12 protein-coding genes and 1 riboswitch are annotated in these 13777 nt (G+C 69.7%); of the genes, 9 read left to right on the top strand and 3 right to left on the bottom strand.

Annotated elements, in window-relative coordinates:
* Positions 1 to 259 precede the first annotated feature (259 nt).
* The 5 genes from ABD073_RS00710 (at position 260) to ABD073_RS00690 (ending at position 8053) form a co-directional block, all read left to right on the top strand.
* The gene (locus tag ABD073_RS00710; RefSeq protein WP_343871790.1) at positions 260 to 1399 is read left to right on the top strand and encodes a sugar ABC transporter substrate-binding protein; all 1140 of its coding nucleotides are present in this window, start codon (positions 260 to 262) and stop codon (positions 1397 to 1399) included.
* A gap of 149 nt (positions 1400 to 1548) precedes the next feature.
* Positions 1549 to 3159, top strand: coding sequence for an ABC transporter permease subunit (locus ABD073_RS00705; protein WP_343871770.1), 1611 nt, complete (start codon positions 1549 to 1551; stop codon positions 3157 to 3159).
* Positions 3160 to 3254: 95 nt separating this feature from the next.
* A complete protein-coding gene (locus tag ABD073_RS00700) occupies positions 3255 to 4112 on the top strand; it encodes a sugar ABC transporter permease (protein ID WP_343871789.1) in 858 nt (285 codons plus the stop codon).
* Between the two features lie 263 nt (positions 4113 to 4375).
* Positions 4376 to 6952 (top strand): sodium-translocating pyrophosphatase, encoded by a 2577-nt coding sequence (locus ABD073_RS00695; RefSeq protein ID WP_386751652.1) that lies wholly within the window; start codon positions 4376 to 4378, stop codon positions 6950 to 6952.
* A gap of 126 nt (positions 6953 to 7078) precedes the next feature.
* Positions 7079 to 7191, top strand: a riboswitch (SAM riboswitch).
* A 28-nt stretch (positions 7192 to 7219) separates the two neighbouring features.
* On the top strand, positions 7220 to 8053 hold the full coding sequence (locus ABD073_RS00690; RefSeq protein WP_343871769.1) for a DUF3293 domain-containing protein: 834 nt from the start codon (positions 7220 to 7222) through the stop codon (positions 8051 to 8053).
* 3 nt (positions 8054 to 8056) lie between these two features.
* Here the strand turns inward: ABD073_RS00690 and ABD073_RS00685 are convergent, their stop codons facing one another.
* Entirely contained in the window at positions 8057 to 8626 is a 570-nt protein-coding gene (locus ABD073_RS00685) for a hypothetical protein (RefSeq protein WP_343871768.1), read from the bottom strand.
* On the bottom strand, positions 8623 to 9000 hold the full coding sequence (locus ABD073_RS00680; RefSeq protein WP_343871767.1) for a hypothetical protein: 378 nt from the start codon (positions 8998 to 9000) through the stop codon (positions 8623 to 8625). The genes ABD073_RS00685 and ABD073_RS00680 overlap by 4 nt, the downstream gene beginning before the upstream one ends.
* 107 nt (positions 9001 to 9107) lie before the next feature.
* Here ABD073_RS00680 and thrC point away from each other — a divergent pair, with 107 nt between their 5' ends.
* From thrC to ABD073_RS00660, 4 genes are read left to right on the top strand one after another with little or no spacing between them, the layout of a single operon-like run.
* On the top strand, positions 9108 to 10556 hold the full coding sequence (gene thrC, locus ABD073_RS00675) for a threonine synthase (protein WP_343871766.1): 1449 nt from the start codon (positions 9108 to 9110) through the stop codon (positions 10554 to 10556).
* Positions 10553 to 11281, top strand: a complete 729-nt coding sequence (locus ABD073_RS00670) for an ABC transporter ATP-binding protein (protein WP_386751646.1) — start codon at positions 10553 to 10555, stop codon at positions 11279 to 11281. Before thrC ends, ABD073_RS00670 begins: the two co-directional genes overlap by 4 nt.
* Before the next feature lie 53 nt (positions 11282 to 11334).
* Positions 11335 to 12048, top strand: coding sequence for an ABC transporter permease (locus ABD073_RS00665; protein WP_343871786.1), 714 nt, complete (start codon positions 11335 to 11337; stop codon positions 12046 to 12048).
* Positions 12036 to 12950, top strand: coding sequence for a COX15/CtaA family protein (locus ABD073_RS00660; protein WP_343871765.1), 915 nt, complete (start codon positions 12036 to 12038; stop codon positions 12948 to 12950). Before ABD073_RS00665 ends, ABD073_RS00660 begins: the two co-directional genes overlap by 13 nt.
* A gap of 53 nt (positions 12951 to 13003) precedes the next feature.
* Here the strand turns inward: ABD073_RS00660 and ABD073_RS00655 are convergent, their stop codons facing one another.
* Positions 13004 to 13750, bottom strand: coding sequence for an SDR family oxidoreductase (locus ABD073_RS00655; RefSeq protein ID WP_343871764.1), 747 nt, complete (start codon positions 13748 to 13750; stop codon positions 13004 to 13006).
* Between the last annotated feature and the right edge of the window lie 27 nt (positions 13751 to 13777).

The raw sequence follows: 13777 nt of genomic DNA, 5'->3' as shown, positions 1-13777 counted from the left end.
GGACAGTAAGTCATGCCGGGCCCGGCGACCGTGACCCCGCCTTACGGGGTCACCAGCAAGGTAACGGGCAACGGATGCCCCACCCCAGGCGTCGGACCAGAAAGGCATCACAATGACGTACACCCTTGGTCGCCGTGGCTTCCTCGGCATCGCCGGTCTCGCGGTCGGCGCCACCGCACTGAGCGCCTGTGGCGGCGGCGAGCGCACCTCGGCGAGCACCTCCACCTCCACCAGCACCGCCTCCGCCAGCGCCAGCTCGATGGCCGCCGCGGGCTCGATCACTGTCTGGACCGACTCCAACCGCGCTCCCGTGCTCAAGCCCGTCGCGGCGCAGTTCAAGGCCGACACCGGCGTGGACGTGAAGCTCGTCGTCAAGGACTTCGGGAAGCTGGCCGACGACTTCGTCACCCAGGTGCCCACCGGCAAGGGTCCCGACGCCTCGATCATGCCGCACGACGCCACCGGCCGCCTGGTGCAGAACGGTGTGGCCGCCCCGCTCGAGCTGGGCGACGCCACTGCCTTCCAGGACGTGGCCGTGCAGGCCTTCACCTACGGCGGCCAGGTCTACGGCGTGCCCTACTCCACCGAGAACGTGGCCATCCTGCGTAACACCGCGCTGGCCCCCGAGGCCACCCCGGACAGCTACGACGCCATGATCGAGGCCGGCAAGAAGATCGTCGCCTCCGGCAAGGCCAAGTACCCCTTCCTGGTGGGCCTGGACCCGAAGACCTCGGATCCCTTCCACCTCTATCCCTTCCAGACCTCCTTCGGCGTCCCGGTCTTCAACTGGACCGACCAGGGCTTCGACGCCAAGGAGCTCGCGATGGGTGGCGAGAAGGGTGCCGAGTTCGCCAAGTGGCTGGCCGCCCAGGGCAAGGCCGGACTGCTGAACCTCAACATGACCGGCGACATCGCCAAGGCGCAGTTCTTCGCGGGCAAGGCGCCCTACTTCCTGACCGGCCCGTGGAACCTGGCCGACGCCAAGAAGGCTGGCATCACGTACGCCATCGACCCGCTGCCCAAGGCCGGCTCCGAGAAGGCCCAGCCCTTCGTGACCGTGCAGGGCTTCGTGATGAGCGCCAAGACCGCCAACTCGGTGGCCACCCAGAAGTTCTTGGTGGAGTACGTCGGCTCCGAGCAGGTGCAGACGGCGCTCTACAAGGAGGGCCTGCGCGCCCCCGCCAACAAGGCTGCCTACGAGGCGGCCAAGGCTGACACCGATGTCGCGGCCTTCGGCACGGTGGGCGAGGCCGGCGTCCCGATGCCCAACATCCCGCAGATGAACCAGGTCTGGACCGACTGGGGCACCGCCCAGGCGCAGATCATCGGCCAGAAGGCCGCCGACCCGGCCGCCGCCTGGGAGAAGATGGTCACCACCATCAACGGCAAGATCAAGTGACCCGGGCGCGTCAGTGAGCCGACGGGACTGAGGCCCACGGCCCCGGGGTGGTTGTCCACCTCGGGGCCGTGCCCGCCGTACGGCCATGACCACCGGGACACCTCCCCGCGCACCGTCGCGCGACCTCTCATCACCAAGGCAAAGGGCCCATGAGCAACTCCACCAGCACACCATCCGCCCCGGAGCGCGAGCGCGCCGTCCGGCGAGCCCAGGCCACCTATTCCGCGGGTCCGCTCCCCTGGATCATCAAGATCGTCGTCCTCGGGGCGCTGGACGCCTTCCTGCTGCTGGGCGCCTTCACCGCCTTCGCCCACGGCGCCTGGTGGATCCTGGCCGGCATCATCACCCTGCTGGTGCTGCTGAACGCGATCTACCTGCCGCCGAACCGGATGCTGCCGGCCAAGTACCTCTTCCCCGGCCTGGTCTTCCTGTGCATCTTCAGCCTGGGCGTGATCGCATACACCTTCTACATCTCCTTCACCAACTACGGTGACGGGCACAACTCCAGCAAGCCCGACGCGGTGGCCGCGATCCAGGCGAACAACACCACCCGCGTCCCCGGGTCCACCGCCTACCGTTCTGCCGTCGCCACCAAGGACGGCAAGCTGCAGCTGGTGGTGCTCGACCCGCAGACCAAGAAGGTGCTGGCGGCCCCCGACGGCGGGGTGCTGGCTGACGTGGAGGGTGCGGAGACCACCTCCATAGGCGGCATCAAGTCCGTGCCCGGCTACGAGGTGCTCAGCTTCGCCCAGGTCACCGCCCGCACCCAGGAGATCGCCGGGCTCAAGGTCAAGGTGGACGAGGATCCCGAGTCCGGTTTCATCCGCACCACCACCGGCTCGGCGGCCTACCTCTACAAGTCGACCATGCGCTACGACGAGGCAGCCGACACCTTCACCGATGCCAAGGGCGTCGTCTACCACGACAACGGGCGGGGAGCCTTCGTCGCCGACACCGGCCAGCGCATCGAGCCCGGCTGGAAGGTGGGTGTCGGCCTGGAGAACTTCCGGCGCGCCTTCACCTCTCCCGACATCCGGGCCCCCTTCCTGCGCGTCACCCTGTGGACCTTCGCCTTCGCCTTCCTCAGCGTCCTGAGCACCTTCGCGCTGGGCCTCTTCCTGGCCATCATGTTCAACGAACCGCGGATGCGGGGCCAGAAGGTCTACCGGGTCCTGATGATCCTGCCCTATGCCTTCCCCGGCTTCCTGTCGGCCCTGGTCTGGGCCGGCCTGTTCAACCAGGAGTTCGGCTTCATCAACGAGGTGCTGCTGAACGGCGCACGGATCCCCTGGCTGACCCATCCGCTGTGGGCCAAGGCGGCCGTGCTGCTGGTCAACCTGTGGCTCGGCTTCCCCTACATGTTCCTGGTGGCCACCGGCGCCCTGCAGTCCATCCCGGACGAGGTGCTCGAGGCCTCAACCGTCGACGGGGCCTCCACCTGGCAGACCTTCCGCCAGATCAAGCTGCCACTGCTGATGGTCCCGCTGGCGCCGCTGCTGATCAGTTCCTTCGCCTTCAACTTCAACAACTTCGTGCTGATCTACATGCTCACCGGTGGCGGCCCCCAGTTCGAGGGCACCAGCCTGAACGTCGGCGCGACCGACCTGCTGATCTCCATGGTCTTCAAGGTGGCCGGCTTCGGTGGCGGCAACCACGACTACGGCCTGGCCAGCGCCTTCAGCATCATCATCTTCGTCATCATCGGCGGCATCTCCTACCTGGGCTTCCGCCAGACCAAGACTCTGGAGAATCTGAACTGATGAGCGAGAACACGAACGCGGCCCCCGCCGCCCAGGGTGCTCGCACCCTGACTGCGCACGACGGCAGCGCGATCGAGCTGCCGCCCCAGCCCCGGATGGGCTTCGGCCGGTGGATGCGGGTGATCGGCTGGCGCCACCTGGTGGGCCTGCTGGCGGTGCTCTTCTCCGCCTTCCCCCTGATCTACGTGCTGTCCGCCTCGCTGAACCCCACCGGCACCCTCACCGGCTCCAACCGGCTGTTCAGCCAGGTGGGTCTGGACAACTACTCCAAGCTGCTGGCCGACGAGGCGCGCCCCTACCTCAAGTGGTACCTCAACACCATCCTCATCGCCGGGGCCTCGGCGATCGGCACCGTGCTGATCGGGGCCTGCGCCGCCTACGCCTTCAGCCGGATGCGGTTCCGGGGACGGCGCCCCGGTCTGATGATGCTGCTGCTGGTGCAGATGTTCCCGGCACTGCTGACGGTGGTGGCCATCTTCCTGCTGCTCACCAATCTGGGCGACGTCTTCCCGCAGCTCGGGGTGGGCTCCCGGCTGGCCCTGGTGCTGGTCTACCTGGGCGGCGCGCTGGGAACCAACACCTACCTGATGTACGGCTTCTTCAACACCGTCCCGGCCTCGCTCGACGAGGCGGCCCGGGTGGACGGGGCCGGGCACGCCCGGATCTTCTTCACGATCATCCTTCGACTGGTGGCACCGATCCTGGCCGTGGTAGGCCTTCTGAGCTTCAACGGCACCTTCACCGAGTTCGTCGTGGCATCCGTGATCCTGGGCAGCGACTCGTCGAAGTCCACGCTGGCCATCGGGCTGTACCAGTACGTCTCGACGGAGAACAACACCTTCTGGCCCATCTTCTCCGCGGGTGCGGTGCTGGCCGCCATCCCCGTGATGGCGCTGTTCCTGTGGCTGCAGAAGTACATCGTCTCCGGCCTCACCGCGGGCGCGGTGAAGTAGCCGCACAGGCGCTCCCCAGGGCCTCCCTCCGCTCGCCGGAGGGAGGCCCTGTTCTGTCGTCGTCTGATATCTCACAAGGGCATTTGGCAGACATCCAGCACGGCGGGTCGTAGTTTTGGAGGTGACGGGCCGTGTCCTGTTGAGCGGCCGTCCAGCCACCTGACGTGGCCGTCGCTCCACGACCCAGAGGAAGCACCGTGACCAGCAGATGGGACACCGAGGTCCCCGCCCAGTCGCCCGCCGGGAGGACATTCGGTCCCGGCCTGTTCTTCACCACCTTCGCCGCGCTCCTGCTCGCAGGATGCTCGGGCACCAGCCAGTCCTCCCCCGGCCAGCACGTCGGCGGGGAGGCCAACCTGGAGCTGCCGGACCTGACCCTGGCCCACTTCTTCGGCATGAGCGGGCGCAGCCTGTTGATGCTGGGCCTGGTGGTCTGCGCCGCCGGGATCGCCTTCGGCGTGGCCACCTTCGCCCAGCTGCGGCGGATGCCGGTGCACAGCTCCATGAAGGAGATCAGCGAACTGATCTACGCCACCTGCAAGGCCTACCTGGTGCAGCAGGCCCGCTTCCTGATGCTGCTGTGGGTCTTCATCGCGACGGTGATCTTCGTCTACTTCCTCCTCCTGATGCACATGCCGCTGTGGCGGGTGATGGTGGTGCTGCTCTTCAGCCTGGTGGGCATGGCCGGCTCCTTCGGCATCGCCTGGTTCGGCATCCGGGTCAACACCTTCGCCAATTCCCGCTCCGCTCACGCCTCGCTGCGCGGCAAGCCCTTCCCCACCTTCGAGATCCCGATGCGCTCCGGCATGAGCGTGGGCATGGTGCTGATCAGCGTCGAGCTGTTCATGATGCTGGTGATCATGCTCTTCCTGCCCGGCAACCTGGCGGGCTCCTGCTTCATCGGCTTCGCGATCGGCGAGTCGCTGGGCGCCTCCTGCCTGCGCATCGCGGGCGGCATCTTCACCAAGATCGCCGACATCGGCTCCGACCTGATGAAGATCGTCTTCAAGATCAAGGAGGACGACGCGCGCAATCCCGGCGTGATCGCCGACTGCGTGGGTGACAATGCCGGCGACTCGGTGGGCCCCTCGGCCGACGGCTTCGAGACCTATGGCGTCACCGGCGTCGCGCTGATCACCTTCATCCTGCTGGCGGTTAACGCCCACACCGCGGGCCCGGACTTCCAGACCACCCAGGTGACCCTGCTGGTGTGGATCTTCTTCATCCGCGTGGTGATGGTGGTGGCCTCCTTCCTGTCCTACCTGGCCAACCAGGCCATCGCCAAGGCGCGCTACGCCGATGCCGAGGACATGGACTTCGAGAAGCCGCTGTCCAGCCTGGTCTGGCTGACCAGCGCGGTCTGCATCGTGCTCACCTATGTCACCAGCTGGGCCATGATTGCCGACCTGGGCGACGGCAGCCTGTGGTGGAAGCTGGCCACGATCATCTCCTGCGGCACCCTGGCCGGCGCCCTGATCCCCGAACTGGTCAAGGCCTTCACGTCCACCAACTCCCGCCACGTGCAGGAGGTGGTGGTCTCCGCCAAGGAGGGCGGCTCCTCGCTCGACATCCTCTCCGGCCTGGTGGCGGGCAACTTCTCCGCCTACTGGATCGGCACCGCGATCATCGGCCTGATGGGCATCGCCTATCTGATCTCCACCCTGGGCCTGGGCACCCTGATGGTGGCCCCGGCGGTCTTCGCCTTCGGCCTGGTGGCCTTCGGCTTCCTGGGCATGGGCCCGGTCACCATCGCCGTCGACTCCTACGGCCCGGTCACCGACAACGCCCAGAGCGTCTACGAGCTGTCCACCATCGAACAGATCCCGGGCGCGGCCGAGGAGCTGCGCCGCGACTACGGTTTCGACGTGGACTGGGAGCGCGCCAAGCACTTCCTGGAGGCCAACGACGGCGCGGGCAACACCTTCAAGGCCACCGCCAAGCCGGTACTGATCGGCACCGCGGTGGTGGGCGCCACCACCATGATCTTCTCCATCATCATGGGACTCACCCAGGGCATGGAGAACGAGGCGGCGGTGCGCAACCTGTCCCTGCTGCACGCCCCCTTCCTCCTGGGGCTGATCATGGGCGGCGCGGTGATCTACTGGTTCAGCGGCGCCTCGATGCAGGCCGTCACCACCGGCGCCTACCGGGCCGTGGCCTTCATCAAGGACTCGATGCAGCTCGACGGGGTCACGAAGGCCAGCGTCGACGACTCCCGCAAGGTGGTGCAGATCTGCACCCAGTACGCCCAGAAGGGCATGTTCAACATCTTCCTGGGCGTCTTCTTCGCCACCCTGTCCTTCGCCTTCGCCGATCCCTACTTCTTCATCGGCTACCTGATCTCGATCGCCCTGTTCGGTCTCTACCAGGCCATCTTCATGGCCAATGCCGGCGGCGCCTGGGACAACGCCAAGAAGATCGTCGAGGTGGACCTGGCCGCGAAGGGCACGGGGCTGCACGACGCCTCAGTGGTGGGCGACACCGTCGGCGATCCCTTCAAGGACACCAGCTCGGTGGCACTGAACCCGATCATCAAGTTCACCACGCTGTTCGGCCTGCTGGCCGTGGAGCTGGCGGTCTCGATCACTGCCCGTGGCCAGCAGACCCTGGTGCACCTGCTGGCGGCCGCCTTCTTCCTGGTCAGCCTCTGGTTCGTCCACCGCTCCTTCTACGGGATGCGGATCGGCGAGACGATGGCGCAGGTGCTCGACTCGCTGGCCGACGAGAAGGCCGAGATCGCCGAGCACGCGCGGGCCGAGCTGGAGGCGGCAGCGCCCGCCACTACGCAGGTGCAGGCCGAGGTCCCGCGGGCCGGAGCGCGTCGGGTGGCCGAGGGCTGAGCGGTACGCACCCGCGACGGGCGGGCCACCGGTGCGGTGGCTCGCCCGTCGCCTGCCGCTGAAGCCGTGCTGAGGGGCCGTGCTCGGCCGCGGCCGGGTGGCCGGGTCCCGGGCAGGATGGGAACGGGTCAAGAGTCGCGGCCACAACCCCTCGGAGAGGTCGCGCGGCAACCGGGGCCGCTCCGGTGCCTTCCGAGGAAGACCTGGGCCCCGCGACCGCGGTGGACCAAGCGGCCCCCCTCCAGGGGCCTGGCAGCAGGAGCTCCCATGTACGAAAGCCCCTATCCCGGCGAGACCGGGCCCTTCCTGTCCGACCAGATCCGCGTCACCGTGCCGCAGCACGCCGACGGCCCCGAGCCACTGCGCACGCCACCCACCATCGGATGGGAGGAGTCCTGGCGCAGCCACCGACTCCGCTTCTGGCCCGATCCCGACGGCCTGCCGCTGGAGCTGTCCCCCACCGACGGGCCGTCCGACGGGCCCGATCAGGTGCTGGGCGCCGACCAGGCCTGGCTGCTGCCGGCCACCGGTGGCTTCGTCCGCCCCACCACCATCCAGGAGGACCTCGCGGCCACCCGAGCACTGCACGACGGGCTTTCGGCCCGCAGCATCGCCTGGGCGCCGGCCACCCTGCACGCCGCCGACCAGCAATGGGCACAATCGGGAGCGCTGCTGTGGAAGGTGGAAGCCGAACAGGCCCTGGCCCTGGCTCGTCGCCACGGCCAGGCGACGGTGCTGCGCTGGGACCAGCAGGGACTGGCCGCCGTGATGACCTCGGAGCAGGCCCGGGGGGACGGACGGCGACTGCCTCCCACCGCCCCGGTGCCCATGGCGCTGAAGCCGGCCGCCACCGGCTGCCCGATGCGCTGCGGCGCCGACGGCTGGTGCAAGCGATGGGGCGGTCCGTGGACCAGCGCCTCCATCACGGCCGCGCTGGTCTGGGAGGCGCACCGTCGAATGCTGACCGAGTCCCTGGGCTGCTCTCTCTGCCATGGCGGCCCCGTGGCCCGGGGCGGCCCCTCGGGCCTCACCGACCTGTTCAGCCCCACCCGGGAGGGCGGCTGGGCCTGGGGCGGCCCGCGATCACTGCCCGAGGACTGAGGCCTAGAGCGGCCAGGTCTCCGGCATGCCGCCCGGGCGCACCACCATGCCGGAGACCCTGCCGTCGCGATTGACCAGGACGTGCCCCCAGCACTCCCCCGCCTCGAGACGCAGCTCGACGCGCCCGACGGCCGGCAGCGGCACCTGGTGGCCGTCCACCGCCTCCCCGTCCAGGTGGTGGCCGCTGGAGCTGAGCTCCTCAAGTGCGCCGTAACCGGCCACCACCTCCCGCCAGACCGCCTCGATGCGGCCGCGGGTCAGCTCCCGGGCACAGGCCTGGGTCATCCGCTCGCGGGCCAGGTCCGCCTCGCCGCGGGCGATGTGCTCGAAGACCTCGACGGCCAACCCGGCCACGTCGGCGGTGGGTGCGGGTACCAGCTGCTCGCCGGTGGCGGGGTCGACGGCGTGCCCGAAGCGCTTGAAGGCGGCCTGCCGGCTCACGCCGAGCACCTCGGCCACCTGTTGCCAGGTGGCACCCTCCGCGCGGGCCCGCGCCACGGCAGCGCCCAGTCCGCGCTCGGCGCGCTCCAGTTCCCGGGCCGCGCGGGCCACCGCCTCCACCACATCGCTCACTCCTCGATTCTGCCCGCCCCGTCGCTGTCCTGCCCCGCCTGGCCCCACAGTGCCGCCGCCAGGATCCCTGCCATCACGCACAGCGCGGTGTCCAGGAAGAAGCTTGCGAGGTAGGCCACGGCGGTACCCACCAGCAGCTGCCCGTTGCGCACCCGACGAAATCGCTGGTCACCGTCCAGTGTCATGAAGCCCGAGAAGCCGGACACCGGCGCGGCGAAGATGCCCACCAGCAGGGCCAGCGTCGCGATGGCTCCCAGCACCAGGCGCACCAGGCCCCCGTCGGCATGGTTCAGGCCCAGCAGCACGGTGCCGAAGATCATCACCACCAGGGCGGTCTCGCGCGGCGGGCGGTGCAGAGGCGTCTTCTTGTCCATGGCTCCATGGTCAGCGCCCGACCCCGTCGATGTCAACCAAAAGATGACATCGACGCTCCGACATGGATGCGGGCTTCCTCCCCGCAGGCCCCCGATAGGGTTGGTCCGTGCGCTACATCTCGACGCGATCCCTGCCCGGAGCCGCCGGCCTGCCCTTCTGCGACATCCTGCTGGAGGGCCTGGCTCCCGACGGCGGGCTCTACCTGCCCGAGAGCTACCCCGACCTCGCCGGCCGGCTCGGCGAGCTGCGCGAGGTCTGGCAGCGCGAGGGCTATGCCGGGCTCGGCTTCACCATCCTGCGCGAGTTCATCGACGACATTGACGACGAGGACCTGCGCGGCATCTGCACCCGGGCCTGGAATGCCGACGTCTTCGGCACCCCCGAGGTGGCCCCGGTGACCGAGCTGGCCGACGGGCTGCACCTGGCGCACCTGTCCAACGGACCCACCGCCGCCTTCAAGGACATGGCGATGCAGCTGCTGGGCCAGCTCTTCGAGTACGAGCTGGAGCGGCGCGGCCGCGAGCTCAACATCCTGGGCGCCACCTCCGGCGACACCGGATCCGCGGCGGAGTACGCGATGCGGGGCCGCAACCGGATCCGTGTCTTCATGCTCACCCCGGCCGGGAGGATGACCCCCTTCCAGCAGGCGCAGATGTTCAGCCTGGACGACCCGGCCATCACCAACATCGCCGTCGAGGGCGTCTTCGACGACTGCCAGGACCTGGTCAAGGCCGTCAGCAACGACCTGGCCTTCAAGCAGCGCCACTCTATCGGTGCGGTGAACTCCATCAACTGGGCCCGCCTGGTGGCGCAGGTGGTCTACTACGTGGCCGCCTGGCTGCAGGTCACCTCCTCCGACGACGAGCAGGTGAGCTTCTGCGTGCCCAGCGGCAACTTCGGCAACATCTGCGCCGGCCACGTCGCCCGCCAGATGGGGCTGCCGATCCGCACCCTGCTGCTGGCCACCAACGAGAACAATGTGCTCGACGAGTTCTTCCGCACCGGCGTCTACCGGGTGCGCTCGGGCGCCGAGACCCACGAGACCTCCAGCCCGTCGATGGACATCTCCAAGGCCAGCAACTTCGAGCGCTTCGTCTTCGACCTGCTGGGCCGCGACGGGGAGCGCACCGCCGAGCTCTTCGGCGCGACGCTGACCGCCCAGGGAAGCTTCGACCTGTCCGACGGCCCGGACTTCGCCCGCGTCCGCGAGGACTTCGGCTTCGCCTCCGGCTCCTCCACCCATGCCGACCGGGTGGCCACCATCCGCCAGGTCTGGCAGGACCACGAGGTGATGATCGACCCGCACACCGCCGACGGGGTGCACGTGGCGCAGGACTTCCGGGCCCGTGAGGGCGGCAGCGAGCCGATGGTCGTGCTGGAGACGGCGCTGCCGGTGAAGTTCGCCGCCACCATCCGCGAGGCGCTGGATCGCGAGCCCGAGGTGCCCGCCGCCTTCGCGCACCTGGATGACCTGCCGCGCCACGTGGTGGACCTGCCGAAGGATGTGACGGCGCTCAAGGAGCTCATCGCCAAGCGTCTAGACTTGCCCGCGTGAACCAGACCTCCGCCGCGGCCCTCGAGCTGCAGGGGGTCTCGAAGCGATTCGGGAGCAAGGCCGCCCTTGACGGGCTGGGCCTGCACGCCGCCCCCGGCGAGATCACTGCCGTGCTGGGTCCCAACGGGGCCGGCAAGACCACCATGATCCGCTGCTGCACCGGCCTGCTCACCCCCGATGCCGGCACCGTGACCGTCCTGGGCCACCCTGCCGGCAGCCCCGAGGCCTCCACCCGCATCGGCGTGATGCCGCAGTCCACCGGAGCGTGGAGCGGCATCGGCGCGGCCGAGCTGCTGCGCTACCTGGCCGGGATGTACGCCAACCCCCAGCCCGTCGACGAGCTGATCGAGCTCTTCGGCATCGGTGACTTCGCCCGCACCCCCTACCGACGCCTCTCCGGCGGCCAGCAACAGAGCGTGAACCTGGCCGGCGCCCTGGTCGGCCGTCCCGAGCTGGTCTTCCTCGACGAGCCGACCGCCGGCATGGACCCGCACGTGCGGCGCCACACCTGGGGCATCATCCGTTCGCTGCGCGCCGACGGCGTGGCCGTGGTGCTCACCACCCACGCCATGGACGAGGCCACCCAGCTGGCCGACTACGTCTGGATGGTGGACCGCGGCCATGTCGTGGTGGACGGCACCGTCGACGAGCTGACCCGCGAGGCCAGCCTGGAGGACGTCTTCCTGGCCAACACCACTGCCCCCGTCCCAGGAGGCACCCGGTGAGCAGCCCGGCACTCGACTTCACCCCCTCCCCCGCCGCGGCCCCTCGTCGCGACATGGTGCGGCGCCATGCCCTCACCGAGGCCTCCCTGATCCTGCGCAACGGCGAGCAGCTGGTGGTCGCGCTGGTGATCCCCGTGGCCCTGCTGCTCTTCGGCCGGTTCGCCGGGGGCCGTTTCGGGCTCGCCGAGTCCCACGTCGCCCCGAACGTCCTGACGCTGGCCATCTGGAGCTCCTGCTTCACCTCGCTGGCCATCGCCACCGCCTTCGAGCGCCGCTACGGCGTGCTGGAGCGGCTGGCCGCCACCCCACTGGGCCGCAGCGGTTTGCTGGCCGGCAAGGCGCTGGGCATCACGCTGATCGCCACCGGCCAGATCGTCCTGCTGGGGGCCCTGGCCCTGGCGCTCGGCTGGCGGATCCACCCGGATCCGGCCCAGTGGCTGGTGCTGCTGATCGGCCTCCCGCTGGCCATGTTCGTCTTCGCCAACCTGGCCGTCGCGATGGCGGGCTTCCTGCGCGCCGAGGCGACCCTGGCGCTGGCCAACCTGGTCTACCTGGTGGGCCTGGTGGGCGGCGGCATCATGTGGCCGGTCTCCTCCTTCCCGCACGCGCTGCAGCCCGTGATCGCCGCCCTGCCCACCGGGGCGCTGGGCGAGGTGCTGCGCCACTGGAGTGCCGGTGGCACCTCCTGGACCTCCCTGCTGGTGCTGGCCGTCTGGGCCGTGCTGGCGCACCTGCTGGCCCGAAAGGCATTCCGTTGGACCTCGTAGACACCGCCCCGCAGACCTCGACCGGCTGGACGAGCCGCTGGTTCGGCACCGCCTCGGCCCTGCGCGGCTGGGCCATCGCCTCGCTGCTGGCCAATGCCGCGCTGATCGTCACCGGTGCCGTGGTGCGGCTCACCGGTTCCGGCCTGGGCTGCCCCACCTGGCCGCACTGCGAGACCGGCTCCTTCGTGCCGCAGGGCGAGATGGGCATCCACGGGGTGATCGAGTTCGGCAACCGCACCCTCACCTTCGTGCTGATCGCCATCGCGGTGGCAACCGTGGTCACCGCCGTCCGCGCGGGCGCCTCGCAGCGGGTCCGGCTGATCAGCTGGATCGTGCTGCTCGGCATCCCCTTCCAGGGGGTGATCGGCGGCATCACCGTGCTGACCCGGCTCAACCCCTATGTCGTGGCACTGCACCTGCTGCTCTCGGTGGCCCTGGTGGCGCTGTGCACCTGGCTGGTGCAGCTCACCCGCGGCCTGGAGCGCGAGCCGCTGCCGGCCGGGCTGCGCCGTCTGGTGAACGCCGTCTTCTGGCTGCTGATGATCGGGCTGTGGCTCGGCACGGTGGTCACCGGCGCGGGCCCGCACGCGGGTGACCACGGCGCCAAGCGCAACGGCCTGGACATCGAGACCGTCGCCAAGGCCCATGCCTGGACCATCTGGCTGGTGGTGGCCGGCACCATCGCCCTGCTGGTCCTGCTGCACCGGGCCGGACTGGCCCGCGCGGCCCGCTGGGCGTTGCTGCTGCTGGCGGCCGAGCTCCTGCAGGGCGCCATCGGCTATGCCCAGTACTTCTCCGGCCTGCCGATCGGCCTGGTGGTCTGCCACATGGTCGGCATCGGCCTGGTCACCACCGCGGCCAGCTGGCTGTGGTTCGGGACCCGTCGCGGCCTGCCCGCCTGACCCACGACGACCGACGCCCCGGACGCACTCCGCGTCCGGGGCGTCGTGGGCGTTCAGGCCGGGGTGACGGAGAAGCCGCCGTTGCTGAACAGCCGCTGGCCGTTGATCCAGCGCCCCTCCGGGCCCACCAGGAAGGCCACCAGCCGCGCCACGGTCTCGGGATCCCCCAGCTCGCCGCCGGGCGTGGCGGCCGCCAGCTGGGCGCGCAGCTCGTCGTCCATCCAACCGGTGTCGATCGGCCCGGGATTGATGACATTGCAGCGGATCCGCTGCTCGGCCAGCTCCTCGCAGCCGGCCAGCACCAGCCGGTCCAGGGCTCCCTTGGTGGCGCCGTAGGGCAAGTTGTGGGCGGTGTGGTCGCTGGTCAGCGCCACCACTGAGCCGCCCTGGTCGCCGGCCTGCTGGGCGAAGGCGCGCAGCAGCAGCCAGCTGGCCCGCACATTGACCGCGTAGTGGCGGTCGAAGCTCTCCACGGTGGTGGTCATGATGTCGGAGTCGACGCTCTCGCAGTGGCTCATCACCAGGGCATCCAGCCGGCCCAGTTCGGCGACGGCGGTCTCCACCACCTGGTCAGGGACCTCGGGCCGGGACAGGTCGGCGGGCAGCAGCACCACGCGACGGCCAGTGGCTCGCAGCTGCTCGGCGAGCAGCTCGGTGTCGCTGTCCTCGCCCAGCACGCGGCGGTCGTAGTCGGCGTGGAAGCCCAGGGCCAGGTCGAAGCCGTCGTGGGCCAGGCGGGTGGCGATGGCGGCGCCCAGGCCGCGGCGGCGTCCGACGCCGGTGACAAGAACACAAGGCATGGGCGCCACGCTAGGGGGCCGAGGCCC

It is taken from the genome of Luteococcus peritonei (genome assembly GCF_039526385.1).
Lineage (GTDB): Bacteria > Actinomycetota > Actinomycetes > Propionibacteriales > Propionibacteriaceae > Luteococcus > Luteococcus peritonei.
Note: the sequence above shows the minus strand (reverse complement) of the source record. Positions and strands in the feature narration are given on the sequence as shown.

What these genes read in the sequence shown, in the direction of transcription:
- ABD073_RS00700 (WP_343871789.1), top strand. Translation starts at nt 3,255, where the DNA reads ATGGGCTTCGGCCGGTGGATGCGGGTGATCGGCTGGCGCCACCTGGTG.
- ABD073_RS00665 (WP_343871786.1), top strand. Translation starts at nt 11,335, where the DNA reads ATGGTGCGGCGCCATGCCCTCACCGAGGCCTCCCTGATCCTGCGCAAC.
- ABD073_RS00705 (WP_343871770.1), top strand. Translation starts at nt 1,549, where the DNA reads ATGAGCAACTCCACCAGCACACCATCCGCCCCGGAGCGCGAGCGCGCC.
- ABD073_RS00655 (WP_343871764.1), bottom strand. Translation starts at nt 13,750, where the DNA reads ATGCCTTGTGTTCTTGTCACCGGCGTCGGACGCCGCCGCGGCCTGGGC.
- ABD073_RS00710 (WP_343871790.1), top strand. Translation starts at nt 260, where the DNA reads ATGGCCGCCGCGGGCTCGATCACTGTCTGGACCGACTCCAACCGCGCT.
- ABD073_RS00690 (WP_343871769.1), top strand. Translation starts at nt 7,220, where the DNA reads ATGTACGAAAGCCCCTATCCCGGCGAGACCGGGCCCTTCCTGTCCGAC.
- ABD073_RS00680 (WP_343871767.1), bottom strand. Translation starts at nt 9,000, where the DNA reads ATGGACAAGAAGACGCCTCTGCACCGCCCGCCGCGCGAGACCGCCCTG.